The following is a 25,630-nucleotide window of genomic DNA, read 5'->3' as shown; positions in this document are numbered from 1 at the left end:
AGGCACTTTCAAAATGGCCAATTCTGCCCTATGGGCGGAGATGGCCATTTTGACGTGGCAAGCACGAGCAGAGCGAAATCCATAGTCTAATTATTTTGAAAAAGATAGGTCAACACGAAGGAAATGGCGGCAAGCTCGAGGCGAGACAACTGCTGGAGCGCGGTGTTCGCACGGAGAATTAAAAGAGGGCTTGGATATCGAATTAAGCATTGGCCTCCTGTATGGTCCAATCTTCTATCGGTTGCTGGTACTAGGCGATGCGATGGACGACGAGTATGCGGAAAAGCTGGTCAGCTATTCGTTTGCAGGAATTACGTCGGTTGGAAATTAACTAGCATTCTACTTTCAGTTGAATTACGCGGAAGTGATTATTCAACCAACGATTGAAGGATGATGTTCGCGAAGATGCTATGCTGTTTATGGGCAGTGCGCACTGTACATTTTGTTTTGTCGAAGGTAGATATACGATGTTCAACTTACGCAAGATTGGAGCTTATATTTTAAAGCTTCGCAAGGATCAGGATCTAACGCAATTGGAGCTCGCCGATCAACTGAATGTAAGTCATCAAGCCGTATCGAAATGGGAACGGGGAGGCTCGTTACCGGATATTGGAACACTCCCGCTTGTAGCAAGGATATTCGGCAAAACGGTAGACGATATTCTAAATGCAGGAAATAACATAGAAAGTCGGGAGCACCAGCATCTAGGAGCGATCGTTGAGGACATCGCAGAGAGTAAGCCGGAACATGTTGCAGAGATGGTCAATACCGGAGAGGTTGAGCTCGAAGAGCTTGTAGAAGTAGCGCCGTTAGTAAAGGTAAGCACGTTGCAGAAGGTTACTGAACGATTAGTCAGCAGCGTCCTTACGTTAGACGTGATCATGAGGCTGGCGCCGTTCCTTGGAACAGATACATTGGATGATCTGGTTCGTCAGGTAGAAGAGAGCGAACTGGAGTGGAATGCCATTGCCGGGCTCGCTCCATTCGTCAGCAGCAACACCTTAAGTAGACTAGTTGACAGATCGATTGATGATTCCTTTTACGTGCATAATCTTGTTGGAATTGCCCCGTTTCTTGGAAGAGAGCATATAGACCGCTTAGTACTACAAACGGGAGCGGGTAGCCTAACCTGGCATTCTGTTCAAGGACTAGCTCCTTTTATCAGCAGAGAGACATTAAGTAATTTGGTAGACCGAGTTAGAGAAGGCAGCCTTGATGCTGACCGGATCGTAAGCCTCGCACCTTTTCTGGATCGAGAACATCTCGAAAAATTGATTGGCGGAGTCGAAGCTGAACATCTTAGCCAGGATCTGCTGATAAGTCTTGCTCCTTTTATCGATCAAAGGACAGTAAGCAGAATGGTGACAAATTTAATAAATAAGTAAAGCATACATAGTACCCATATTATGGGGCAGCTTGGAACTGCCCGCTACCTGCCGCCCCCGGACGGCAGGTTTGTAGTCATTATGGGTTCTGGCATTCCAGATATTCGAACTCGTCAATTTTGCCTGAAGTTAGAAGATAATATATGGTGGCTTCTTCATGATAGGAAGTTTGTCTCGATATACGTTTGTTGCGCTGCAGAATATCAGAGTAACGTGCCGGATAATCATAGTGCACCAGATGATTTGCCGCCGTAACGTCGAGACCGGCGTTGACGGAATCCGTTATAAGCAGAACGGTGGAATCCGGGCTTTTATTAAATCTGTCAATCAACGCATTGAGCTCATGAATGGACAGCTGTGTCGTAATAATAAAAACGCCTTTGATGTCCTCGTCCGTAGAAAGCTCCTCAAATAACAAGGCGGTGACGATAGTGGATTTGGAGATGACGACCGCCTTTTCCCTTTTGTCACTCACATCCCGGATGATGGACTTTAGCATGTTCAATTTTTGCGCATTCTGGTTGCACATAATCGCCATTTGCTCTTTAATCGCCATGAGCTGTTTTTTTTCATGAATGGAGGAGGCCCGGCTATTTCGCTCAGAAGCTGTAAAGTAATCATTCAGCAGCTTCAAATATTCAGTTTCATATTCGGGTTCCAAGGATACGACGATCTGTTTTTCACTAATGTTCATGATATCAGTCATCCTTCCTGCTCTTCTTATTCTTTGAATAAAAGCAATTAACTTATGATACGGTTCTCCCGGCGATAGGGCAAGTCCTATAATATGGGAAATCGCTTTACCGCATCACCAAATAAGGTAATCCTCCTTCTAATATCCTCCGTTTTTGCTCTCGCAAATGTAAACCTCACAAAGCCTGGATCAGAACCATACACACTTCCTGGATCAAAAACGACTGGAGGTCTCCTCCGCAACAGTGTATTGTATGAGGTCAGGCAGTTCCTTTTGTAAAGCTTCGACAATGATATGCCGTTTTCATGTTATCGTTCTACGGGCAACCTTCAGGGTCATAATTGGGCACATCGTTCATCCTCCCACATGTTCCGTGATTTGATTCCGCTACTGGCTGATCGTTATTATGTGATTGCGCCGGATTATCCAGGGTACGGAAACAGCAGTATGCCGTTAGTTAACGACTTCTCGTATACTTTCGAACATCTTTCTTTGATCATTGAACAATTGATTAATCAACTCTGCATCCCTTGCTATATCTTGTATGCCCCATTGGGTTCAGGATTGCCGTTCGGAATCCAGAACGTGTTTTGGGTTTCGTTATCCAGAATGCTGTTGCGCATGAGGTAGGTCTTGGACAACCATTTGATAGGTTTAAGGCACTTTGGGTGGATCCGAGTCCTGAAAATCAAGTGGTGTTTGCCACGCTTGTCGAAGCAGAATTTACAAAGAAACAATATGTTTACGGTGTTTGTAACCCTTTCAGAATAAGTCCGGATGGGTATACGATGGACCAGTACTTCCTCGATCGGCCGGGAAATGCTGCAATTCAGCTGGTACTAGGTTATGATTACCGGCATAATGTGGAACAATATCCGATATGGCAGCAGTACTTACGTACCCATCAGCCTCCGACCTTAATAGCCTGGGGTAAAAACGATTTTAATTTCACTCTGGCCGGGGCGTACGCACTAGCGCGAGAATTGACTTGCGCCGAACTCGAGTTGTTGTGCGGAGGACACTTTGTCCTTGAAGAAGAGAGTTGGACGGTTTCCGAATTAATTAAATCTTTCTTTTGTCGTGTTTACGGATTCTAATGAAGTAACTATTTTAGAAAAACGGGTGGCGTGCACCGAACCGTTTTTTTTTTGCATGAGCTCATTATTCGAAATTTCTTGTCGTTGTACTCTGATGGTCATAGGAAGCCAAAAAGCCTGCATATCAGCTGCAGGCTTTTTCGTGCTTTTTCAGATAGTTAACATAAATATTATTATGGTAATGGAATCGTGCGACGGAAGCTTTTCCAATTAATCGTATTGGTCAGCATGAGGGTGATAAAATAGAACAGCGTGGATACGGCAATGGAGGCTACCATGCTCCATAACATGGTCCAGCCTTCATACGAGAAGAATTCCATGGACCAGCGGCCGCAGAGGGCCATCAGTACCATGCAAAACCCGACCTTGATGTAAGGCTCAACCCGCCAATAAAACCCGATTGAGCTGGAGATGGAGAAAAAGTTCAGCAGCATCTGCAGGACCATGCCGATCCCGATGCCAAACGCCACGCCAACAATGCCGAATTGACTGCCAAATACGAAGATCGATACGGCCTTGAAGGCCGTAGATATGACAAAGTTCCACAAGGCGGCATTTGTCCGGCCAAGTCCGAGAAGGATGGCATGCAGCGGTGCGTCAAAGTAATGAAAGAAGAACATAGGCGCCAAGATTTGGAGCAGCATCCCCGCATCGGGCGCTCCGTAAATGACCGATGTCAGCGGTGTAGCCCATTGAAATAGAATGACGGTTGCCGGCGCTCCGATTAAGAGACCAACAATCATCGCCTGATTCATCCGTTCATGAATTAGCAGACTATTCTTGCTGACAGCCGCCTCGCTGATCGCAGGGACGAGAGCGGTGGATAGCGAATTTGTAATAAAGCTGGGCATGAACAGAAGCGGAAAGGCATAACCGGCCAGCAGGCCAAATTGCTTTGTTGCCATAGCTGTGCTGATTCCGGCCAGCGCTAGACTTGATGTGATAAGCAAGGGCTGAAAAGCGCTGTACAGCGAGTGAAAGACGCCTTGACCCGCCGTTGGCAATCCGAGATTGAGCAGCTCGGTAAGCGTGCTTCTCCCGTGCTTGAGGTGGCTTTTCCATGTTTCGCCCGCGACCTTCCGTTCTCCATACAGCTTGTAGCTGACAGCGAGGAAGAGGAGGCTGATCACTTCGCTTACGACGGAGGCGGCCATGGCACCGGCAGCTGCATACGCCACGCCATAAGGAAGCAGCAGGTTAACGAGTGCCAATACACAGGCAATCTGCACCGTATGTTCGAGGACATCGGACGCCGCAATAGCCTTCATCTGCTGCATGCCCCGGAAGTAGCCCTTCAGAACCGCCGAAATCGCCACAATTGGCGCAATGGGCGTAATCGCCAGCATCGCGTAGTAGGCACGCTGGTCGCTTAGCAGGATGGAAGCAATCCATTCGGAGCCCATCAGCGAGAACGTGGTGAGCGAGATGCTTAACACGGACGTGATCGCGAGAGATACGTGCAGAATCCGCCTGATTTTGGCCCGGTCTCCTTGTTCGTTTGCTTCTGCAACCAATTTGGAAATGGCGACTGGCAGACCCAGCTCCGTAATGGTTATGACCAGCGGAACAAGGGGATGAGCCATCATTAACAATCCGATGCCTTCCGCGCCAAGAGCGCGGGCGATGTACATACCGCTAATGAAACCGAGAATCCGGTTGATAAAAGCGGCGGCCGACAGAACCAACGTACCTTTCACGAATGAAGATTTAGGTTGTGACATACTTTCCTCCTGAGAATTCGCTCGAATATTAAAGTGTATTCATCGATTGGAAAAGCATGCGAACAAGCTGCCGGAGGAGAAATGAATATGAAGGAGTAATCATCATGGACGAACTGGAAAAAGCGATAAAATTAAGAGAATCCGGTCAATTAGAGGAAGCCCGGTCAAACTTGCTGAGTTTAACGGAGCTTTATCCGCAAAACCCGTCGGTATGGTACCAATGTGCCTGGGTGCATGATGCAATGGGATTGGAGAAGGAGGCCGTCCCCTTTTATGCCAAAGCGTTGGAGCTTGGGTTAACCGGCGAGGATCGAGAAGGAGCTTATTTGGGGCTGGGGAGCACGTATCGTACATTAGGCAGGTATGAAGAAGCAAAGGCGATTTTCGTGGAAGCGATCAGCATTTATCCGGATAATAGAGAGTTTCGGGTGTTCTATGCCATGGTGCTTTATAATCTGAAGGAGCATGGCTCGGCTATGGAAATATTGCTGAAGCAATTAGCGGAGACCAGTCAGGATAAAGGCATTCAGGCTTATCAAAGAGCCATTCAATTCTATTCCGATAAGCTAGACCAAACATGGGAGTAAGACTTTGACTTGACTTGGAGTTAACTCCAAATGCAATAATGGTTTTATCAAACGGAAAGTAGGGGATCTATCAAATGGAATATGTAAAGCTTGGAAATACAGGTCTGGATGTTTCCCGCCTCTGTCTTGGCTGTATGAGCTTTGGCGAAGTCGAGCGTTGGAATCATCCGTGGATACTTGATGAAGAGAATAGCCGTCCCATTATTAAGAAAGCGCTGGATTTGGGGATCAACTTCTTTGATACCGCGAATATTTATTCAACGGGTGCCAGCGAAGAGATTATGGGACGAGCCTTGAAGGATTACGCTAACCGGGATGAAATCGTTATTGCTACGAAGGTGTTCTTCCGCATGCAGCCCGGTCCCAATGGAGCGGGTCTTTCCCGCAAAGCCATCATGAACGAGATTGATAACAGTCTGAAGAGACTGGGAACCGATTACGTGGATCTGTACCAAATTCACCGCTGGGATTACAATACGCCGATCGAAGAAACCATGGAAGCGCTGCATGATGTAGTGAAGGCGGGTAAAGCAAGATACATAGGAGCTTCCGCCATGTATGCCTGGCAGTTCCAGAAGGCGCTGCATGTCGCGGAACAAAATGGCTGGACCCGGTTTGTGGCCATGCAGAACCATCTCAATCTGATGTACCGGGAAGAGGAGAGGGAGATGATGCCGCTGTGCAGGGAAGAAAAAATCGGCGTCATTCCTTACAGCCCGCTCGCTTCCGGCAGATTGGTTCGCGATTGGGGGACGGTAACGAATCGTTCCGAAACGGATCAGGCTCAGAAGATGAAATACGATGCAACAGCCGAGCATGACCGTTTGATCGCGGAACGGGTTGCAGTCATTGCGGAGAAACACGGCGTTCCTCGCGTGCAGGTCGCTTTGGCATGGCTCTTGCAAAAAGAACCGGTGACCTCTCCCATTATCGGAGTTACGAGCATGGCGCAGCTTGAAGAAACAATCGGATCTCTCGAGCTGACCTTAACCGCGGATGAAGTGAACTACTTGGAGGAGCTGTACGTTCCTCACCGGGTAGTTGGCGCTTTGTAATAGTGAAAGCTGGTCCTTATCGGAGCCAGCTTTTTTTTGCGTGATTTAACTTGTTGCAAGCAGCTTGGCGTTCGCCTCTGCGTCAAACAGAGTGCGTTTCTCCTCGATAATAACGGCTGACTTGGCTTTCACGGACTGACCGTCCTGGAGGGTTACATCGCGGCCGGAGAAATTCACAATGACCTTCAGCTTGTCTCCGTATTGCGCGCTTTGTACCATTTGGTCATCCGACAGAATCGAGAATGTCGTCAATTCCTGCTTGACCGCTTTGCTATGGAAGGGAGACCACACCTTAAGGAAACCGGTAATGCTTGCTTTCTGCTTCGTCCACGCGTCCCGGTCCAGATGATACAAAGGAGGAGCGTTGTACAAAAGCTCATACAGCATCCGCTCAGCCTCTGCTCCTTTGGGTTTCATGCTTTGAATTCCTCCATTTCTGAAATTGAAATCGAGGTCATTGTAAGACAATAATGTTACATGAATGTGCCAATCTTTTTTCATTTGCAATCGTCACATTGGCGTCACCTGATTTTTATTTAGTAGAAATCTAAGCCCCCGATTTGGTAAAACTGAAGGAAAGAAGGTTGGTGACGTATGAACTTGCTGCTGGCAGATGATGAGCCGATGATGCTGCAAATATTAAATAGTTATTTTGTGAAGGACGGATTTAACGTTCTGACGGCCGGTGATGGGGAGCAGGCAATGGAATTGTTTTACGAACATAAGATTGATATTGCCGTATTGGATTGGATGATGCCCAAGCTGAACGGAGTGGAGGTATGCAAGGAAATCAAGAAGGTCAGCCGGGCGAAGGTGTTGTTATTAACGGCCAAGGGCGAGCCGGAGGATGAGTTGTACGCTTTAAACGCCGGTGCGGATGAGTATATGCGCAAGCCGTTTGATCCGAGAGTGCTGCTTGTCCGGGTCTGCAAGCTCATGAACTGGAATTCTCAAATGCGGGAAGGCGATCTGCTTGTTGATATGAATGCACTGAAGGTTTACCGTGACGGCAAGGATATTCAGGCAACCTCGAAGGAATTTCAGCTCATGAAATATTTGATTCTGAATAAGGGGCAGATTGTTACCCGGAAGATGCTTCTGGATCAGGTCTGGGGATTTGATTATTTCGGAGATGACCGGACGGTGGATACTCATATTCGCAGGCTTAGGGAGAAGATCGGGGACTCTCGAATCAAAACGTACCGTGGATTGGGTTATAGTCTAGAGGTCGGCCTGGATGAGTAAGCTGACTTCAAAGCTGATCACGCAGATTACCTTGGCGCTAATCGTGGTATTTCTATTAACCTTTGCGATGAATACTTATTTTCTGCCGAAATATTTCTTATATCAGAAGAAGGAAAAGCTGGCGGCACTTACCGCCGAACTGTCAGGAATGCCGGTCAGCGAGTTGGATGTGCAGATCCCGAGGATGGAGCAGCATAATGACGTTACGATCGTCTATGCCGCATTGTTGCAGAGCGTGGACGATCTAAATGACCGGCTCCTGTTACAGCTGAACCGGAAAGGGATCACGTTAAACAAGTTTTGGCTAAACGATGAAAATGTAGGGCTGCTGCGACAAGGAAAGCGCGTCAATAAGCTGTTTGACCAATCCAAGCTCAAATCCAGCTTTCTGGTAAATTTTCTGCCATCGGAAGGCAGGGTACTCGCGGTTGGAGAATCGATCTCCTATTCAAAGGAGACGATTGGTATAGTAAACCGGTTCAATCTGTATATTTGGGCCAGCATGCTGCTGCTGCTTATTCTCCTAGCGTCCTTGTATACGGCGAGGATTGTTAAGCCGTTGGCCAAGCTGAACGACACAGCCAAATCCATTGCCGATTTATCCTTCACTCATGCCGATATTCGTACCGGAGACGAGATTGAATCGCTCGCTGCGAGCATAAATAAAATGAGCGATAAATTAAAAGACACAGGATGGGATGGATGACGGAACCTATGCGGAGGTGATCGGGCGCCAGACTAAACAGATGGCCGGGATGATCGATCAGCTTCTGGAGCTGTCGAGGCTTCAGACGGAGGTTTATGAGCTGGCTCCAACCGAACTCCATCAGCTTCTGAGCGCAACGGTAGAGGATTATCGCACAGCCTTTCGTCACAGGAATATGGAGTTGATCGTGGAAGACGCGCTGCCTCCGCAGGTTTGGGTCATGGCTGACGGACGCAAGCTTGAATCCGTGCTGCGCAATCTGCTCTCGAACGCTTTGAAATATTCGGAAGGAAACGAGGTGCGCGTGTCAGCGGAGGTTCGCTCGGATGCCGTACACTTCCGGATCGCAAACAATGCGGACACGCGTAATAAAGCCAAGTGGGATCAGGTGTGGGAGCCGTTCTTCGTGATGGAAGAATCGCGCAGTAAACAGCTGAGCGGGACGGGGTTAGGTTTGTCCATCACCGCTTCCATTCTGCAGAAGCATGGAGCAGCTTATGGCCACGAGGCAGAGGACGGGAAGGCGGCGTTTTATTTTTCTTTGGGAGTGATAGGAGGGAACAAGAAATAGCTGCCTCACTTGAAGCGGCTATTTTCGTTAGATTATAGAATCATAAATGCTTGCCGTATATCTCGTAATGGCGTTGTCATAATCGGGATAGCGATATCCGAGACCTTGCGCCACGGACGTGGAGTATTTTCTTCAACAGCGTGCAAGTCACTCTGGGCACCGTGGTGCTGGAGCTTCTGCTTAGTACTCTGATTTCATTTGCGATCTTCAGGCTGGGCGGAAAAATCGGCATGATCGTGTTTGGTCTATTTACCGTCGGCTTGATTGTTCCGTCACCATGATGAAGCCGTTATTCGTATTTATGATCGCCGCGACCAACCTGGACGCCGTTAATTCCTTCAGCCTTTACGGCAGAAGAAGTAATGACATTTGGCACCGATGTACCGTTAGGGCGTTCCGGTCAGCCCTTTGAGCTTGCTCCCACGTATGTCCTGCTGGCATCCGATGATTCCTCGTACATATCCGGACAAATCTACTTCGTTAACGGCGGCACCATTGTTACTTGATGCTTCAAATCCATGCTGCCGAGGTGAAGAAGCATTAGTCCCTCTCCAAGTTGGGGAGGGACTTTGTTTTGATTAAAATCCAAGAGGAAAAATTATCCTAATTTATGTTATCATGGATGGACTGCACAAGTTATTTCGGATGGGAGGGATATAAGAATGATGGAAACTTCCGTTTCTGTATTTTCGGTATTGCCAATGATCATGATTATTGTATACGGGTTATTTATTTTGATGGGATTATACGCTCTTTATCTCTTAATTAAACTAATGATTCGAGGTATAGAGGCACTGGATATTCATCTGGATGAGAAGAGGAACAGAAGATTCTAATAGGGGACAAGGAGCGTATTCGATGAAACGATTGTGGGACAGAATGGAGACTTGGCTGAAGGAGAATGCTCCGGAAGTATTGACGGATCTCCATCCAGGGGCCAGCGAGTCCGAAATTTCGCATTTAGAAGAGGCTGTAGGCTTTGAGCTCCCAAGTGAGCTGAAGGAATCATTGCGCATTCATAATGGACAGTCAGGGGATTCTCAGTGGTTGATTGCAGGATGGGAGCTGCTTTCCACTGAGCGTATCTTAGAGGAATGGCAAGTCTGGAAGGATCTTTATGATTCGGGTTCGTTTGAAGACTGGGCCATTGAAGCTCAAGACGGCGTCGCGAATGTATGGTGGCAGCCAGCTTGGCTTCCTCTAACGTATGATGGCAGCGGAAATCATCATTGCATAGATCTATCACCAGCCCATGGCGGCAGCCGTGGTCAAATCATTACAATGTGGCATGATTCGGGAGAAAGAGATATTGCAGCGATAAACTATACGCAATGGTTCGAGCATCTGGTAAGCACATTTGAAAAGAATGACGCGGAGCATGTGTTTGACAGCGGCGAATTCAACTTCTTCGCCGTTTAAGTCTATGAGCGTTTTGCTCTCCCATTGTACTAATTTAACCATGTTAATTATATGTGAAAATCATTTTTTAACTAAAGTAAAAAGCAAGGCAATCGAAACTAATTAACATCATTAAATACTTATGTCTTAGTGTGTATGGAGAAGGAAGTTAACGGCGTTAAATATTGAGGGAAAAGTACAAATCCACTTATTATCAAAGCGACGCTTGATAACAAATCACAAGACGGAAGCCGCGAATTCGCGGCTTTTTGTTGGCTGTAAGCATGAAGATGGAGGACTCACATGAAAGCACTGATTCTAACGCTATTTTTTGTTCTGGAGCTCGCTGCCTTAGTCGTGTTTGGTTATTGGGGCTATCAGCTTCGCTCGGCCGAAGTGTTCAGAATCCTGTTGGCGGTGGCTGCACCGCTTGCTGTTGCGATTCTATGGGGTTTATTCTTATCCCCGAAAGCATCCGTGCCGATCTTCACGTATCCGGTCAGAACAGCATTAAAGCTTGTCGTATTCCTTGTTGCTTCTGCAGCATTATTTGTGACCGGGCATGACAAGCTCGGAACCATATTTTTGGTTGTATCGATTGCGATCATAGGAGCCGTGTTTATCATGAAGTGGCATAAAGTGAACAACTAAGGGGTGAAAGCTATCAAACTTCAAAGACGATGATGTAAGCGTATTTTATCTGAAAAAAGCCGGACCATTCTGGTATGTGTCAAGCGTAGGCACTGCTCCATGATCATAATTAAAAGCTGCCCATTGCAGGCAGCTTTATTAATTTGGAGCGTTAAACCGTATGCACGACTTGGTCGATAATGCCGTATTCCAGAGCTTCCTGAGCGGAGAGGAAGTAGTCGCGGTCCATATCCTTTTCGATCTTCTCAAGAGGCTGGCCCGTGCGGTCGGCAGCAATCTGGTTAAGCCTTGCTCTCGTATTCAAGATTCTCTTTGCGCTGATTGCGATGTCGCTTGCCTGACCTTGGGCTCCGCCATGCGGCTGGTGGATCATAACCTCGCTGCTTGGAAGAGCGAACCGTTTGCCCTTTGCTCCGGACAGCAGCAGGATAGCTGCGAACGAAGCCGCCATACCCACGCAGATCGTATGAACTTCGGGCTTGATATATTGCATCGTGTCATAAATGGCAAAGCCCGCTGTTGTTGATCCTCCCGGCGAGTTGATATAAAGGCTGATTTCTTTGTCAGGATCTTCGGCGGCAAGGAACAGCAGCTGGGCAACGATGCTATTTGCGACCTGGTCGTCAATGGCTGAACCCAGGAAGACTATTCGGTCCTTCAGCAAACGGGAGTAAATATCATAGGAACGCTCCCCGCGATTGGATTGTTCAACCACATATGGAATGAAGCTGCTCATTGTAATCCCTCATTTCTTCGTTTGGTGTCTTACAATCTGAACAACGAACAGGGGATCGGAAAGGATACGCCAAAAAAATATTCGATTCCAGCGTATCCTTCGCAAGGCTTCGCTCGTTTACTGAATTAAGGATGCGTATAATAGGAAGCAACGGAGGTGTCCGAGATGATTGAAGCGATAATGGAAAAGGAAGATAAAGAGCTTGAACGGCTGCAAGTAATGCTAAGCCGCTACTGTCTTAAATTGACGAAGTCCCGGGTGGAAGCGGAGGATTTAGCTCAGGAGGCGTGGCTTAAGGCGGTGGATTCGTTGCAGCCGCTCTCGCATGCTAATCCTGAAGCTTATTTGCTTAGGATAGCTCGGAACACTTGGATTGACCGTATAAGAAAACAATCCACGCATGCGCGAATGCTGAAATCTGTTCAAGACTCCGCCAAGCACCACGCCATGCCGGATGACAGCCAGATCGGAATGGAAATAGCGATGCAGGCGATCATGACCTTCTTGTCCCCGCTTCAGCGGGCCGTATTTCTTTTGCGGGACGTGTACGGGTACTCCGCTCAGGAAACCGCTTTAAGGCTGGGAATAACAGAAGGTGCCGTCAAAGCAGCCCTGCATCGCGCTCGCGCTTCATTGCCTTCCGTTAGGCAAGCCATTGAGAAGGGGTCTTTGGCAGCTCCAAAAGACGAAGGGCTTCGCGATGTCTTGCGGACCTTGGCAATCGCTTATGAGGGAGGCGACATTGAGACGATGCTGACACTCGTACAGCATGGGGAACTGGAGCCCGCCCCGGCAATCGCCGTGCTGCAGAGCAGAAGATTACGTGCTTCCGGTTCGTCGATTCGACGCGGCGGCTCCGTGCCATCGATGCAGCTTGCCGCTTGATTGTATATGTAGAAAAGCCGCTGAATTGGCGGCTTTTTCTTTTTATCCCGGTCCGTCCTCGCATTAATGAACAAGTACTGGAAGGGGAGTTCGGATATGCTCCGCATAACGGATGGCTTCCTCTGCCAAAGTCTCATCAGTCGCCGTCATGACCGCATAGCTTACGAAAGCCGGTAAATACGTGCCGTTGCATCTGGTAATGGTACGTTCGAGCGGCCGCAGAAATTCGCTGATGGTGAACTGATTATCTCCTCCCGAACGGTATGCCTTCTCAGTACCGCCCGTTGTGGTGGCAACGAGAAATTCTTTCCCGATCAGTTGATCGCCTCCAGGACCGTATGCCCAGCCATGTGCCATCACCTCTTCGAGCCATTTTTTCAATAGCGGCGGGCAGCTGTACCAATAGAAGGGGAATTGGAGCACAATCCGGTCATACTGCAGCAAGAGCTGCTGTTCCTTTTCCACGTCGATAATCCAATTCGGATATAACTGATACAGATCATGGACATGAATGTCTTGGCTGTACTTGCTGAGGCCTTTCAAGAAGGCTTTATTGGCACGGGAGGCGTTTAATTGGGGATGGGCGGCAATGACGAGAATTTTCATTCTAAAACTTCCTTTCGAATAGAATACACCCATTATTGAGCATGATGCCGGATCTGAAAAGTACGCTCTTTTTCCGTACTTAGTACGGTATACCGTACCATCTTGTTGTTGCTTGAACCTCTGTTATAATAAAAATCATCGTAAGAAACGGAAATGGAGGAGCTTATGGACCCGATCGGCAACAGGCCATCTTCCACGGAAGGAATAATCGCCACGCTTCAAGCTATTGGAGGGAAGTGGAAGCCGTTAATCTTGTTTATTCTGCTGTATGAAGGAACAAAGCGGTTCGGAGAGCTGAGGCGGATGCTGCCGAACGTGACGCAAGGGATGCTGACGAATCAGCTTCGCGAGTTGGAGAAGGATGGACTTATCCTGCGAAAGGTGTATCAGGAGATTCCTCCCAAGGTCGAGTATGAGTTATCGGAGCATGGCCGCTCACTCAGCTCAGTTCTGTCAGACATGTGCGGATGGGGCTTCAAGCATTTGGCATTTATGGATGAAACGCAGCAAGGGGAAGAAGCACGGAAGAAAGGATTAACCTGATCTATTTAACGAGCGGATACCTTAGGGGTATCCGTTTTTTTATGGTTAAGGAGTTTAATCAGATCGCAGAGAATGGCGGGTAGTTGGATAAATTTATGGAAGGTGGAAAATACTACAAAAAAATTCTGTAATAAAGGTGTGTATGGATGAATACGTTCAAGATTTCACTCGTGCAGGCTTTTCTATTGCTTGTTATCACATCGGCCGTCACGAATCAGTCCACCCTTATTCCGCTCATCTTAAAAGTATCCGGCAGGGATTCCTGGATCAGCGTTGTTATGGCCATCGTGCCGGGGGTAATCCTTGTACTTATGCTTCAATTTATTATGAACGCTACAAAAAACGAGTCGATTATCCCTTGGGTAAAACGCCATTTTGGTTCGTTTGCCGGCTGGATGGTCGCATTGCCGTTTATTATCTACCTATTGTCCGACGGCTTAATTACGCTAAAGGATACAACGAATTGGGTGGATACGACCTTTCTGCAGGAGACGCCGCGGTTTGTGATTGCCGCTTCTCTGACCATGCTATGCTACTTGGCAGCGCAAGCGGGCTTCTGGTCGATTACCGTATGCGCAGGCGTGCTGCTTCCGTTTTTCATTCTGCTGGAAATCTTCTTGTTACTCGTCAATCTGCAGTATAAGAACTATCAGTATGTCATGCCCGTACTGGAGAATGGCTTTGCCCCTGTCATGCAAGGAAGCTTATTCTCCACGCATACGGTGATGGAAATTGTGATCCTTCTGCTTATTCAGCATCATATTCAAACCAAGGTTCGTCCGGGCTTTGTGCTGCTGCTGGTCGTCGTCCAGATCGGACTCGTGCTGGGTACCTTGCTCGATATTATTACGAACTTCTCGCCAGGAGAGGTTGCTCTTCAGCGGTATCCAACGTTCGAACAGTGGGGACTCGTTTCTTTGGGCAAGAATGTGGCTCACCTTGATTTTCTATCGATCTATGAATGGCTGAGCGGAGCCTTTATCCGCTTGTCGCTGTGCATGTATATCATCGTTGAGCTGTTCCATTTCAAAGGCAGGCGCTCCCGCACTATCGCACTCCTTTCCCTAACGCTGCTTATATTGATCACCCCGCTTTTTCCAATCAATGATCCCATGTTCGTGTGGTTTCTGCGGGTGTTCTTTTACAAAATTGCCTTGATCCTGGTCTTTGCCGTATTAGGTCTGCTTCTGTTATTTGCCGTTATTGTTCGCGTTAGAGAGAGGGGGAATCATGGCCATGTATCCAAATCAAATACAACCAATTGAATCCTCCTTGCGGCAATGGTTTGAGAACTGCTCGGACGTTATTTTCCGGCATGTACAGCTTGTGAACGAGGATGAACGATGGGGTGTATTGTTTGTTTATTGCGAGGGCTTGTCCGACGACAAACTCATTGATCAATCGATTATTCCTCAATTAGAAAAGCTGTCCGTTAATCAAGTGGAATCCGACATTCTGGGGAACCTTTCATTCACGCCGCTTGAGAAGGAGCAGCAAAGCATCGTGGACGAGATCTTCTCCGGGAAGCTGCTCGTGATCTTTGACCATATCGAAAAGCTTTATTCGCTGGATATCTCGAACCCTCCGCAGCGGCAGCCGCAGGAGTCCAATACGGAAGTATCGGTTAAGGGGCCTCGCGACGGCTTTACCGAGCAAATCTCAACGAATATTGCTTTAATCCGCAAGCGGCTTCGTACGAGAACCATGTGCTGCGAAAGCTTTGTAATCGGCCGCAGAAGCCGTACCAAGGTGTCGCTTTTGTACGAAAGCGACATTATTAACCCGAAAATTCTGGAGACCGCCCGTAAAAGGCTCCGGAAAATTGATGTCGACGCGTTAGTCAGCAGTGAAGAGCTCGCAGAGTATATTTCGGATTCTCCATTCAAGCTATTCCCGTCGATTGATTATATCGGAAGGCCGGATTTTGCGGTTGAAGCGATTCTTAGAGGGCGATTCGTCATTATCGTGGACGGAACGCCTATGGTGCTTATTGCCCCAGCAACTTTGTCGGCATTATTGAAGACGCCCGAAGATATTCACGCTTCCTATATCTTTGTGGCTTGTGAATCCTTCTTAAGATATTTAGGACTGTTCATCGGCATATTTGTTCCAGGCTTCTATGTTGCGCTTACGTCGTTTCATCTGGATCAAATTCCGATTACCACGCTGGCAACCGTGATCAATGTAAGCAAGGGTTTGCCCATCCCCGCGCCTTTGGAGGCATTTTTGATGCAGATCACGTTTGAATTATTCCGGGAGGCAGGCATCCGGCTGCCGAAGGGAGTTGGTCAGACGGTTACCGTCGTAGGGGGACTCTTCATCGGTCAAGCCGCGATAGACGCCGGTTTAACCTCTTCGGCCATGCTGGTGGTAACCGCTCTGTCGATGGTCTCGACCTATACGCTGGTTAATCAGTCGCTAAGCGGCCTGGTCACATTACTCCGTTTGTTTATTCTGGCTTGTTCATCATTCCTCGGGATGTACGGCTTTTTCTGGGGCATGTTTGCCTTGCTCATTTACTTGTCCAGAATGCAATCCTTCGGCGTGCCTTATCTGGCACCCATGTCGCCGCCCGTCTTCAAAGACATGCTTATGGCGCTGTTCTCGAAACCAAGAAATATGGTTAGAACAAGACCGCTTATTTATAGTCCGCAGGATTTGGATCGAAAGGAGGGAGAGAAGTGAAGAAGTTAGTCGGAGTCGTTATGCTACTGATCAGTGCAAGTCTTGTGCTTACAGGATGCTGGGATGTAAAGACCGTATCCGACTACAATTTTGTCACCGCAATGGGCATCGATTATAAAGAGGGCAAGTATAAAGTTTATGTAGAATTAATGGATTTCGGGGATATGGGCAGCAAGGATGAAAGTCCGTCCGGCGATCGTTCGAAGGTATGGATCGGGAACAGCGAGGGAGAAACGCTGTACGAAGCGATTAATGAATTATATAAAACGTCTCAGCAGAACCTGTATTGGGACCATCTAATGGCTATCGTGTTTAGTGAAGCCGTTCTGAAAAAGGAGATCAACACTTTTTTTGATTCGATCCCGCGATTCCCGCAGATTCGTTATAACTCGTGGGTTTTTGGCTCGCGCGAACCGATCAACGAGCTGTTCAAGTATTCGACCTTCTTTAATATGTCGCCTATTTCTAACCTTTTGCATAATCCAAAAGTACTCCATAATCAGTTGTCCTTCATTCCGCCGATTCGGCTCAGTACTGTCTTGGCCAATGCGGAAGAACATGGGGAGACCGATCTCATCCCGTTGCTTATCTTGAAACCAAACACGTGGGAGGACGATAAAAAGTCTCAGACGGTTCTGCAAATGGACGGTGCCTATGTTCTGAACAAGGGGTATGCGGAGAAAAAGTTCACCGAAAAGCAGCTGGACGGCGTGAGATGGGTGAACAGCAAGACAAGACGTGCCGTCCTTCCAATTATTCGGGAGGGCAAAAGAATTGGCTCCGTATTAATATTAAAACCTAAGAAAAAAACTGAGGTTGCGATCCGGGAGGGCAAACCCGAGATAACGATAGGTTTAAAGTTTACCGGGATTGTTGAAGAGGTATTGGCGCCGTCCGCGGTTAAGCAATTTAAGGAGATCGCCGAGAAAGCCATTCAAGAAGAGGTCATTCAAACCTATCGGACAGGTATTGCGAATCATTCGGATGTCTTTGGTTTTGGGCAATACCTGTACAGGCGGGATCCAAGTGCTTGGAAATCCTTGACAGCCGCTTCAAGCGCGAACAACGGATTGATCTTAACGGAGGATTCTTTACGAAGTGTGAAGGTTACCGTTAATCTCGCTCATTCCGGGATGTACGATATGGAGCCTTAATCAGCAGATCCGCGCTAAGCGCGGATTTTTTGCGTTTTCCGCAGAAAGGCGGGATAATGGAAATGCGAGTGGGATTTGCTGGATAACGAAAACAATGGTGGAGGGGAACCGCATTGCCCATTATTCATTCCGTAAAACGTCCTTTCAGAATAAGAAATTTAATAGCTTTTTCTCTAATTAGTTTGGTATGGAGCTATATGGTCATTCGTTCATGGAGCCATGAAGCATGGAACGACAAAGACACCGAGGATATTATTGTTCTTTTTTTTCAAACTCTATTGTTACTAATGTATTATGGTTCTCTAATATTAACTCTATATAGAGGCTTTAAGAAACCAACGGAATTATACATGAATCCGGATGAAATCACAGTCAATGGCCGGACTATTCAAGCCAATGAGGTTAAGGTTGTCATGAAAATGGGTTATTTCAGACCCGTTATCGGGATTAAACCAATAGGCAAGAAGGTTGTGCCCTTAAAACTATGCTTCAAATTCTCGGAGAATGAAGATCAGGGCATCTCGGATATACAAAGCTGGGCAGAAACCAACCGGATAAAGATCGTCAACCAAGATTTCATGACATGGCTGTAAATGTCGGAGTCGCATCCTGCGGCTCTTTTTCGTTAACTGACTGTATTCGCATTACTGAAAAATAAGCGCGCCGTCAGTGCGGGGAGGTTTTAATCAGGCCCTGTTTGAGTTACGATATCTAATGGAGTCATTTCCGGTGACAGCCTGTCATCGAATACGGAGGAACTTATAGTGGACAACTTTGCATGCCTATATATCATTCGCGGCGAACCTTACCGAGCGGGGACGATCGTGAATTTGAATGAGGATGAGACGGCCATCGGCCGGTTATCCAATCAGTTGACTCCGGATATCGCCTTTACCAATCCGTTTATTTCCCGTCAGCATGTCGTTATACGCAAAGAGCATGACAAAGCCGTGCTGTACGACAAGGGCAGCCGCCATGGAACCGAGCTTAACGGGGAGCGGGTTAAGCCGCACCGCCCTTATCCGCTTAACAATTTTGACATCATCAAATTGGCTAACGGAATGAGTGTCCTTCACTTTTCATATATGTTCGCGGATCAGACCCTTGAGCTTGAACCGCTCAGCGTCACGAGACAATTGGAGATCCCGGGTCTTCCTCTGACGATTCATTGGGAGAAGAGGGAGTGCGTGGTGGAAGGGCAGCGAATTCCGATGTCGGAAAAAGAATATTTGCTGATTCGTCTGCTGCACGAGAACGCGAATAAGCTTGTGCCGCTTGAAGACATCAAAATGACGGTATGGCCCGAACGTTTGGCTGGGGAAGAGGGCATTCCGGACGTAACGCTTGATGAATTAAACGCTTTGATCTACCGGGTGCGCAAAAAATACGGCAAAGACACCTTCCTGATTAGCGCAGTGCGGGGCAGCGGCTACGTACTCGAATCGGAAATTGTATCTTCCTGACGAAAGTAGGAGAATCCCTTCATGAAATATATACAAGCCGAGTATTCAGGACCCCTTAACGGAAAAGTACATATACCGGGAGCGAAGAACAGTTCCCTGGCACTGCTCGCAGCCGCCTGTCTGGCGGACGATATCGTTACGCTGGAGGGGATTCCGCAAATTGATGATATCCGCATGATTGCGGGCATAAGCCAGGATATCGGGATGGAATTGAAGCAGGACGGCGGACAAGTCGTTCTGGATCCGCGCTGGATTCACAGCGCCGTGATTGACCCGGGCAAATCCTCGAGCTACCGCGCATCGTATTATTTTGCCGGCGCTTTGCTTGCCAAATTCGGCCGAGTAACGATCGGATTTCCAGGCGGCGACGACTTCGTGTCCAGACCGATCGATCAGCATATAAAGGTATTTCAGGCGCTTGGCGCCAATGTCCAATTTCTCAAGGATTATTATGTCGTAGAGGGCACAGAGCTTAAAGGAACGGATATTTACTTTGATACGATTACATCCGGCGCTACCATTAATGCGATACTCGCTGCTTCGCGGGCGAAGGGACGCACTATTCTGCATAATGCCGCGGTGGATCCGGAGGTTGTGGATACGGCTGCATTCCTTAATCGGCTGGGTGCGAAAATTTATGGCGCGGGAACGAACAGAATCCGAATAGAAGGTGTCTCGTATTTGAACGGAGGAACGCATACGGTCATTCCCGACCGATTAATCGCAGGAGCTTTCCTAATGGCTGCCGGCATGAATGGGGGACAGGTGACCGTAGAAGACGTCATTCCGGAGCATCTTGGTTCCTGCCTCTCCAAACTTCAAGAAGTGGGAATTGAGATCGAATCCGGCGAGAATCACATTACCGCGTACAGCACCGGCATATTAAGAGCTACGCGCATCCGCACAGGGATGTATCCGGGCTTTGCCACTGATCTGCAGCAGCCGATGACGGCGCTTCTGCTTCAGGCGAAGGGCAAGAGCATCATAACAGAACGCGTCTATCCGATGCGCTTCGCCCATGTGCCGCAGCTGCGCCGGCTTGGTGCCGAGATCGAGCTGCGCAAGGAAAGTGCTTTTATCCGTGGCGGGCTTCCGCTGCAAGGCGGTTGGGTTCACGCAACGGATGTTCGGGCAGGAACTTCTCTTCTTCTGGCCGGCTTAGCCGCGGAGGGGAATACGTATATGACCGGCGTCGAGCATATCGAACGCGGCTACGAGGATGTCATTGACAGCTTCCGCGCGATTGGGGCGAAGGTCTCGATTCAGGAGCATACCGGTAAAGAGAAAATAGCAGATAAAAAACTGAGTTAATTCCTTATTCGGCTGAAAAGCCTCTATTCATGATGTGGGACTGCCCCCTAGCTTGAGACAAATTAAAACACCTTCAAGAGAAAGCCTCCATGTCGTAAGATATGGGGGACAACTTTGGAGGTGTTTTTGCGTTGGCAACAAGAGTTAGTTACCCATTAGAAACCAAACCGAAAGCAATAGAAATGAGAATGGCAGGTATTTCTGTGAAGGAGGGCATGGAACAACTAAACATTCGAAATGAGACACAAGTGACATTCGAGACTACAAACCTTACTATAACTCAATTCGAATTCAAACGAAACTAAATAACCAGTCGCCGATTGATTTCCGACGACTGGCTGCTTAAACTTGAAAGGTGTTTTGATCCCTGTCTTAATAACGGGGGTCAGTCCCCATGTTCAGGTTAGATGTTTTTTGGTACACGAAGAGGTTAATCATTCAACTTCAGATTGCCCGTATTGCGAACCGTCGTTTTAATATCCAGATTGATCCGGGCATCTGGCAAATATTTCGAGCGCCATTGAGCCAGCTCTGTTCTAGGCAGTTCATTTCGGAAATGCTGACCGATGCCGAATATATCGGCATTTGCGCGTTTCATCTTCTGGAAGATTTGATCCATCTCATGATCGAGCAGTTTTTTTAACTTCGTTTGGAAGTCTTTTATGGATGTCTGGCCTGAAGTATCCAGGATAGTGACATTTAATTTGAGAACGCTATCCAGCACAGGTTTGTTATTTTCAAACCTGCCATTATTTTTGATACTGCTGCTCACAATCTGTACGGTGGAATGTCCCATAATCTCGATTTTGCCCTCCAGGCTTTTCCCGTCAAAGACGTTATAAAACAGAGTCTGCTCGTTATTTAAACGGCTTACCATCCTCCCGTTTTTGAGGATTGCGGACCCCATGCTTTCGATCGTCGTGGACTCTCCGGATTTCACGATCGGGACAACAACGTCATTCGTATAGGAGTGGATGCTCCTGAATACTTTCCACACCGGGGTGTGAGCGATTTCAGGATTCCAGCCGGCATCTTTTTGGAAGAAATCGTAGATTTCTTTCCCGTCACCATCCGTTTCGTTGTTGATTCGCGTGAAAAAACGATCAAGCGGTTCATCGCTAATGACAAACATTGTCTTGGGGGAAACATGGCGGGAACGAATAATATTGGAAGTTATTTCTTCCAGTCCCAGTTTTGCGAATGGTTCGTCTACGACAATCACTTTCAAATGAAGCAGATCAACCTGGCTTTCCATATTGACGCTGATCTTGTTAACCGCAGCACTGATCGAATCCCCATTGGCCGTTACGACGTCAATGCCTTCATTATTTACGCTAACCTTTGGAATGTCCAGATAAACCTTGTATTCCCCTTGATGAAAAGAAATCCCCATTGCGATTGGAAGCGCTCTGTGATTAATGTCTTTATTGTCCCAGCAACCGCTAAGCATAAGCAAGAAGAATGTTCCGATTAGAATACGTCGTATCATAGGTTATTCAACTCGACTTTTAATTTTTTGGCGTGCAGCCATCCTATTATCAACAGATAGACGGGGGTAGTAACCATTACGTACAATCTGAATGCCATACTCCATTGTAAAAGCTGAACAGAAGTATCCCAGTCAGGAATAAAAAGGCAACTAATAAATAGTAGAATCAAAATGATCGGAATCAAATAGTTAGAGTTAATGTTCCTCACACCCTGTTGTATGATACAAAGAATCTGCCATAGACTTACGCTGATAAAAAACATGCAGAAAGCAACCAAACCCAGCAGCAAGAATACGTTGATTCGTTCAAACATGAGCCAGTTAATCTCAATGGTGTCGACGACAAAAATATAAGGGAATTGCAACTGGCGAGCGGTCTGCTCCCCAAATGTCAATATCGGTACATACACGGAAATCAGATAAGCAGGAAGCAACGCGAGAGCCCCCCAATAGATGGCCTTTGGTTTAAACTTTGTAAACGAAGGAAGGAAGCCAATCATTAAGAATCCGCCGCTGCAAGCAAACAAGCTCATATAAAATGAGGGGTTCGTCACAAATTTGAAGTCGCTGAAGCCTGTCCAAAGCGGTAACAAATAATGCCAGTCCACATTCTGAAACGAGGCAAGAATAACAAATACGACCGGAACTACGAACAAGGCACTGATCAAAACGGAAAGCCTTAATATGCCGCCAATCATCCCTTGTAATGTGATATATCCGGGAATAATCAGAAAGAGCAGCATCAAAACCCATATAGGAGTATTGGACAGAACGGTGATCGATATCACTTCCGCAAAGCCTCTAACCGTCAGTATGATCATCGATCCCATATATATCAGAGCATGTAAAAGGAAGAACCAGGCCAGAAATTTGCTTTTCTTCATTAAAATTTCAATAATATTCTGGTCCTTGAAGTAACTAAGACCTTTAAGATAGATGAAAATCATAATCAGATTAAACAAACAACCAAAGAGCACCGGCAACCAATGAACTTGGTCAGTGCTTTCCATGATATCAATGGGATAAATAAAAAAGATTTGCGCTAAATGGACCAATATATAAGTTGTGGATACTTGCAGATTCTTAGACATTTTATTCCCCTTTAGGCTTATAGTGCAGCTAAGAATACCAAAAGACAATTAGCAGCAGCAAGTAGGTGTTAGATAGCTTGTGACTGCAGCGGTGAGCAGCAAAACGGCTGGTAAAAATATTTTCCAATTTTATTATGTCCTCATAGGTTTTTTGACTCTGCTTTTGATTTTTTGGCATGCAGCCATCCTATTGTTAGTAAATAGCCCGGGATAACAATTACTACAAACAGTTGGAATCTCATACTCCATTGTAAAAGTTGACCCGCAGTCCTCCAGTCAGGAATACAAAGACATCCAATTAATATCGGAAGAATGATAATCGGAACCAGGTAGTTAGAGCTGATGTCTTTTATGCCCAGCTGGATGACACAGAGTATCTGCCATATCAATAAACTTATATAAAACATGAAGAAAGCAATAAGGCTAAGCAATAAAAATACGTTGATTCGTTCAAACATCAGCCAATTGATCTCTACCGTGTCGACGACAAAAAGATAGGGGAACTGCAACTGGCGAGCAGTCTGCTCTCCAAGCGTCAATACCGGCACATAGACGGAAATCAGATAAGCAGGAAGCAACACAAGACTCCCCCAGTAGACGGCTTTTGGTTTGAACTTTGCAAACGAAGGAAGAAAACCAAACATGAGAAATGCGCCTGAATAAGCAAACAGGCTCATATTAAAGTGTGGCTTCAATAGAAATGTCATCGCGCCGGAATCCGGCCAAAGCGGAAACAAATAATGCCAGTCCGCATTCTGAAATGAGGTTGCAATGACAAATACGACGGGAACAACAAACAAAACGCCTAACAAAACGGACAGCCTGAGTATGCCGCCAATCATCCCTTGACTCGTGATAAATCCCGGAATGACCAGTAAAAGCAGGTTCAGAACCCACAACGGAGTATTGGACAAAATGGCGATGGACACCACCTCCGCGAAACCTCTAACAGACAATACGGCTAACCATGCCATGTAGAGCAGAGCAGGAAAGAGTATGCACCAAGCTACGAATTTGTTTCTTTCCATCAGGATTTCAACGATATTCTGGCCTTTGAAATACCTTAGACCTTTTAGATAAATCGTAACAACGAGAAGATGAAAGGCAAATCCAAAGAGCACGGGCAGCCAGTGAGCTTGGCTTGTGCTTTCAATAACATCGATGGGGTACACAAAAAAGATCAGCCCCAAATGGGACAACACGTATGTGGTGGACACCTGCAGATTTTTATACATTTTATTCCCCTTTAGGCCGAATCAATTGCAAATATGGAATGCCAAGCGTGCGGTTACCGGCAATATAAGCGCATATGATAAGCAATCCTGACATTATGCCGAGCACCCCTAGAATTGCGGCTAAGAATAGCAGCAGATATTTGAACAGTCGCAGGACATAGGTGTTCTGATAACCTACGACTGCAGCGTTTGCGATTGTGGTGGTAGCCAGAATAATAATAAGGAGATTGCTTACCAGCTTAGCATCCACGACCGCCTGTCCCAATACGATACCGCCTACCATCGTGATGGTTGGACCGATGCTGCTTGGAAGCCTGATAATCGCTTCCAGAATTAATTCCAGCACGCATAAGAGAAGCAGGGCCTCAATTACAGCGGGGTAAGGGACATCAAGACGACTTCTCGCAATGGAGTGCGCCAGTTCAAATCGCAGTACGTCCGGGTTGACAGAGACAAGCGCTACATACAAGCCAGGTAAAATTAACGTCAACATAACGCCAAGGAAGCGAAGACTTCGCATCAGCCAGGAATAGATAGGCGGGTGGTTCAAGTCATCCTCGGACATAAATAAATCGGAGAACAGACTAGGCAGAACGATGGAAAACGGGAGTCTATCAATAAATAGTACGGCTTTCCCATTTTTTAAAGCTCTAGCCGTATTTTGCGGCAGTTCAAAAGCCATATAATGGGTAACCCATGTAAATTTCGTGAAGCCCAGTCTATGGGAGAGCTCCAACATATTTGTAATTTCCGTCGTCGGATCAGATTCAAGCTTGTGCTTCAAATTTTGAAGAAGCATGGGATCAATCGTCTTATCCAAAAAACACAGACTGACTCTGTTCTTCACTTGGTTCCCAAACTCATAAGTCTTCACTTGAAGATCAGCAGAATTCAAATGACTTCGGAGCATCATAATATTGTTATCCAGGCTCTCGTTAAATGCACTATTAGCTCCTCCTATGCTGTTTTCCATCGTGGGCAAAGAGATAGCCCGGCTGTTTGGTTGAGGAACAGGATAGATGCTGACAACTAATCCGGATGCTTCATGTACGGCGACAAGCATACCGTCCAGTATCTCGGTAATGATAGTATTCCGATCCACCGATATCGGCTGCCCAAGACTCGTAAATACATCGATGAGCTCCAGCCCGTTCATGGCAGATGTTAGGAGAGGGTCTCTAAACATATATATCGTTTGAGGAAAATTAATTAAAGACTTTAATCCGGTCACGGTTAAGGTTTCAGCAGCGATTTGCAGCTTCTGATTCACAAAATCCGGATACGCAGAAAAATGATCGGTTACTTCGTCCATGACTGTCATA

29 protein-coding genes and 3 pseudogenes are annotated in these 25,630 nt (G+C 47.0%); 23 read left to right on the top strand and 9 right to left on the bottom strand.

The window, feature by feature from the left end; all coding sequences use genetic code 11:
• Positions 1-131: 131 nt before the first annotated feature.
• Together M3194_RS13830 and M3194_RS13825 are read left to right on the top strand one after the other, a co-directional pair.
• A pseudogene (locus M3194_RS13830) lies at positions 132-331 on the top strand (TetR-like C-terminal domain-containing protein); the annotation flags it as partial.
• Positions 332-467: 136 nt separating this feature from the next.
• Entirely contained in the window at positions 468-1,385 is a 918-nt protein-coding gene (locus M3194_RS13825) for a helix-turn-helix transcriptional regulator (protein ID WP_251654657.1), read from the top strand.
• Between the two features lie 79 nt (positions 1,386-1,464).
• Here the strand turns inward: M3194_RS13825 and M3194_RS13820 are convergent, their stop codons facing one another.
• Entirely contained in the window at positions 1,465-2,079 is a 615-nt protein-coding gene (locus M3194_RS13820) for a helicase-related protein (RefSeq protein WP_251654656.1), read from the bottom strand.
• Positions 2,080-2,373: 294 nt separating this feature from the next.
• Between M3194_RS13820 and M3194_RS31655 the strand changes: the two genes are divergently transcribed.
• On the top strand, positions 2,374-2,709 hold the full coding sequence (locus M3194_RS31655) for an alpha/beta fold hydrolase (RefSeq protein WP_397334319.1): 336 nt from the start codon (positions 2,374-2,376) through the stop codon (positions 2,707-2,709).
• Complete coding sequence (locus tag M3194_RS13815) at positions 2,670-3,176, top strand: alpha/beta fold hydrolase (RefSeq protein ID WP_251654655.1); 507 nt, start codon at positions 2,670-2,672, stop codon at positions 3,174-3,176. Before M3194_RS31655 ends, M3194_RS13815 begins: the two co-directional genes overlap by 40 nt.
• A gap of 173 nt (positions 3,177-3,349) precedes the next feature.
• Here M3194_RS13815 and spoVB read toward each other — a convergent pair whose 3' ends face one another.
• The gene (gene spoVB / locus M3194_RS13810; RefSeq protein ID WP_251654654.1) at positions 3,350-4,897 is read right to left on the bottom strand and encodes a stage V sporulation protein B; all 1,548 of its coding nucleotides are present in this window, start codon (positions 4,895-4,897) and stop codon (positions 3,350-3,352) included.
• Between the two features lie 104 nt (positions 4,898-5,001).
• Between spoVB and M3194_RS13805 the strand changes: the two genes are divergently transcribed.
• Together M3194_RS13805 and M3194_RS13800 are read left to right on the top strand one after the other, a co-directional pair.
• Complete coding sequence (locus M3194_RS13805; protein ID WP_251654653.1) at positions 5,002-5,484, top strand: tetratricopeptide repeat protein; 483 nt, start codon at positions 5,002-5,004, stop codon at positions 5,482-5,484.
• 74 nt (positions 5,485-5,558) lie between these two features.
• Entirely contained in the window at positions 5,559-6,539 is a 981-nt protein-coding gene (locus tag M3194_RS13800) for an aldo/keto reductase (RefSeq protein WP_251654652.1), read from the top strand.
• A 45-nt stretch (positions 6,540-6,584) separates the two neighbouring features.
• On the opposite strand, the gene M3194_RS13795 is transcribed toward M3194_RS13800, so the two are convergent.
• Positions 6,585-6,956 carry a glycoside hydrolase gene (locus M3194_RS13795; protein WP_251654651.1) on the bottom strand — a complete coding sequence of 124 codons (372 nt, stop codon included), beginning with the start codon at positions 6,954-6,956 and terminating at the stop codon, positions 6,585-6,587.
• 177 nt (positions 6,957-7,133) lie between these two features.
• Between M3194_RS13795 and M3194_RS13790 the strand changes: the two genes are divergently transcribed.
• The 7 genes and pseudogenes from M3194_RS13790 (at position 7,134) to M3194_RS13755 (ending at position 11,110) form a co-directional block, all read left to right on the top strand.
• Positions 7,134-7,784 (top strand): response regulator transcription factor, encoded by a 651-nt coding sequence (locus tag M3194_RS13790; protein ID WP_251654650.1) that lies wholly within the window; start codon positions 7,134-7,136, stop codon positions 7,782-7,784.
• Positions 7,777-8,490, top strand: coding sequence for a HAMP domain-containing protein (locus M3194_RS13785; protein WP_251654649.1), 714 nt, complete (start codon positions 7,777-7,779; stop codon positions 8,488-8,490). Before M3194_RS13790 ends, M3194_RS13785 begins: the two co-directional genes overlap by 8 nt.
• Positions 8,483-9,061 (top strand): sensor histidine kinase, encoded by a 579-nt coding sequence (locus M3194_RS13780; RefSeq protein WP_251654648.1) that lies wholly within the window; start codon positions 8,483-8,485, stop codon positions 9,059-9,061. The genes M3194_RS13785 and M3194_RS13780 overlap by 8 nt, the downstream gene beginning before the upstream one ends.
• Positions 9,062-9,366: 305 nt before the next feature.
• Positions 9,367-9,567, top strand: a pseudogene (locus M3194_RS13770) (SDR family oxidoreductase); the annotation flags it as partial.
• 156 nt (positions 9,568-9,723) lie between these two features.
• Positions 9,724-9,897 (top strand): hypothetical protein, encoded by a 174-nt coding sequence (locus M3194_RS13765; protein ID WP_251654647.1) that lies wholly within the window; start codon positions 9,724-9,726, stop codon positions 9,895-9,897.
• Positions 9,898-9,919: 22 nt separating this feature from the next.
• Positions 9,920-10,480, top strand: coding sequence for an SMI1/KNR4 family protein (locus M3194_RS13760; RefSeq protein ID WP_251654646.1), 561 nt, complete (start codon positions 9,920-9,922; stop codon positions 10,478-10,480).
• 282 nt (positions 10,481-10,762) lie between these two features.
• The gene (locus M3194_RS13755) at positions 10,763-11,110 is read left to right on the top strand and encodes a YrdB family protein (protein ID WP_251654645.1); all 348 of its coding nucleotides are present in this window, start codon (positions 10,763-10,765) and stop codon (positions 11,108-11,110) included.
• A gap of 151 nt (positions 11,111-11,261) precedes the next feature.
• Here M3194_RS13755 and clpP read toward each other — a convergent pair whose 3' ends face one another.
• Positions 11,262-11,846, bottom strand: a complete 585-nt coding sequence (gene clpP, locus M3194_RS13750; RefSeq protein ID WP_251654644.1) for an ATP-dependent Clp endopeptidase proteolytic subunit ClpP — start codon at positions 11,844-11,846, stop codon at positions 11,262-11,264.
• 165 nt (positions 11,847-12,011) lie between these two features.
• Here clpP and M3194_RS13745 point away from each other — a divergent pair, with 165 nt between their 5' ends.
• Complete coding sequence (locus M3194_RS13745) at positions 12,012-12,731, top strand: RNA polymerase sigma factor (protein WP_251654643.1); 720 nt, start codon at positions 12,012-12,014, stop codon at positions 12,729-12,731.
• Between the two features lie 63 nt (positions 12,732-12,794).
• Here M3194_RS13745 and M3194_RS13740 read toward each other — a convergent pair whose 3' ends face one another.
• Positions 12,795-13,337, bottom strand: a complete 543-nt coding sequence (locus M3194_RS13740) for an NAD(P)H-dependent oxidoreductase (protein ID WP_251654642.1) — start codon at positions 13,335-13,337, stop codon at positions 12,795-12,797.
• Positions 13,338-13,502: 165 nt separating this feature from the next.
• On the opposite strand from M3194_RS13740, the gene M3194_RS13735 reads away from it, so the two are divergent.
• The 9 genes and pseudogenes from M3194_RS13735 to M3194_RS31650 all read left to right on the top strand — a co-directional run bounded on the left by M3194_RS13735 (position 13,503) and on the right by M3194_RS31650 (position 20,839).
• Entirely contained in the window at positions 13,503-13,880 is a 378-nt protein-coding gene (locus M3194_RS13735) for a winged helix-turn-helix transcriptional regulator (RefSeq protein WP_251654641.1), read from the top strand.
• A gap of 146 nt (positions 13,881-14,026) precedes the next feature.
• Complete coding sequence (locus tag M3194_RS13730; protein WP_251654640.1) at positions 14,027-15,145, top strand: GerAB/ArcD/ProY family transporter; 1,119 nt, start codon at positions 14,027-14,029, stop codon at positions 15,143-15,145.
• Complete coding sequence (locus tag M3194_RS13725) at positions 15,117-16,565, top strand: spore germination protein (RefSeq protein ID WP_251654639.1); 1,449 nt, start codon at positions 15,117-15,119, stop codon at positions 16,563-16,565. Before M3194_RS13730 ends, M3194_RS13725 begins: the two co-directional genes overlap by 29 nt.
• On the top strand, positions 16,562-17,719 hold the full coding sequence (locus tag M3194_RS13720; protein WP_251654638.1) for a Ger(x)C family spore germination protein: 1,158 nt from the start codon (positions 16,562-16,564) through the stop codon (positions 17,717-17,719). The genes M3194_RS13725 and M3194_RS13720 overlap by 4 nt, the downstream gene beginning before the upstream one ends.
• A gap of 113 nt (positions 17,720-17,832) precedes the next feature.
• Positions 17,833-18,312 carry a hypothetical protein gene (locus M3194_RS13715; protein WP_251654637.1) on the top strand — a complete coding sequence of 160 codons (480 nt, stop codon included), beginning with the start codon at positions 17,833-17,835 and terminating at the stop codon, positions 18,310-18,312.
• 171 nt (positions 18,313-18,483) lie between these two features.
• Positions 18,484-19,182 carry an FHA domain-containing protein gene (locus tag M3194_RS13710; RefSeq protein ID WP_251654636.1) on the top strand — a complete coding sequence of 233 codons (699 nt, stop codon included), beginning with the start codon at positions 18,484-18,486 and terminating at the stop codon, positions 19,180-19,182.
• 21 nt (positions 19,183-19,203) lie between these two features.
• Positions 19,204-20,493, top strand: coding sequence for a UDP-N-acetylglucosamine 1-carboxyvinyltransferase (murA, locus tag M3194_RS13705; protein ID WP_251654635.1), 1,290 nt, complete (start codon positions 19,204-19,206; stop codon positions 20,491-20,493).
• 131 nt (positions 20,494-20,624) lie between these two features.
• Positions 20,625-20,744: pseudogene (locus tag M3194_RS13700) on the top strand (IS3 family transposase); the annotation flags it as partial.
• 2 nt (positions 20,745-20,746) lie between these two features.
• Positions 20,747-20,839: an IS3 family transposase gene (locus M3194_RS31650; RefSeq protein ID WP_397334329.1), complete on the top strand. Its 93-nt coding sequence runs from the start codon at positions 20,747-20,749 to the stop codon at positions 20,837-20,839.
• Between the two features lie 84 nt (positions 20,840-20,923).
• On the opposite strand, the gene M3194_RS13695 is transcribed toward M3194_RS31650, so the two are convergent.
• The 4 genes from M3194_RS13695 to M3194_RS13680 all read right to left on the bottom strand — a co-directional run bounded on the left by M3194_RS13695 (position 20,924) and on the right by M3194_RS13680 (position 25,629).
• Positions 20,924-21,982: a Ger(x)C family spore germination protein gene (locus M3194_RS13695; protein WP_251654634.1), complete on the bottom strand. Its 1,059-nt coding sequence runs from the start codon at positions 21,980-21,982 to the stop codon at positions 20,924-20,926.
• Positions 21,979-23,073 carry a GerAB/ArcD/ProY family transporter gene (locus M3194_RS13690; RefSeq protein WP_251654633.1) on the bottom strand — a complete coding sequence of 365 codons (1,095 nt, stop codon included), beginning with the start codon at positions 23,071-23,073 and terminating at the stop codon, positions 21,979-21,981. Before M3194_RS13690 ends, M3194_RS13695 begins: the two co-directional genes overlap by 4 nt.
• Positions 23,074-23,213: 140 nt before the next feature.
• On the bottom strand, positions 23,214-24,308 hold the full coding sequence (locus M3194_RS13685) for a GerAB/ArcD/ProY family transporter (RefSeq protein ID WP_251654632.1): 1,095 nt from the start codon (positions 24,306-24,308) through the stop codon (positions 23,214-23,216).
• A 1-nt stretch (position 24,309) separates the two neighbouring features.
• Positions 24,310-25,629, bottom strand: a complete 1,320-nt coding sequence (locus M3194_RS13680; RefSeq protein ID WP_251654631.1) for a spore germination protein — start codon at positions 25,627-25,629, stop codon at positions 24,310-24,312.
• Position 25,630: the final 1 nt, after the last annotated feature.

Origin of the sequence: Paenibacillus glycanilyticus (assembly GCF_023715145.1) — a bacterium.
Classification (GTDB): Bacteria; Bacillota; Bacilli; order Paenibacillales; family Paenibacillaceae; genus Pristimantibacillus; species Pristimantibacillus glycanilyticus_A.
Note: the sequence above shows the minus strand (reverse complement) of the source record. Positions and strands in the feature narration are given on the sequence as shown.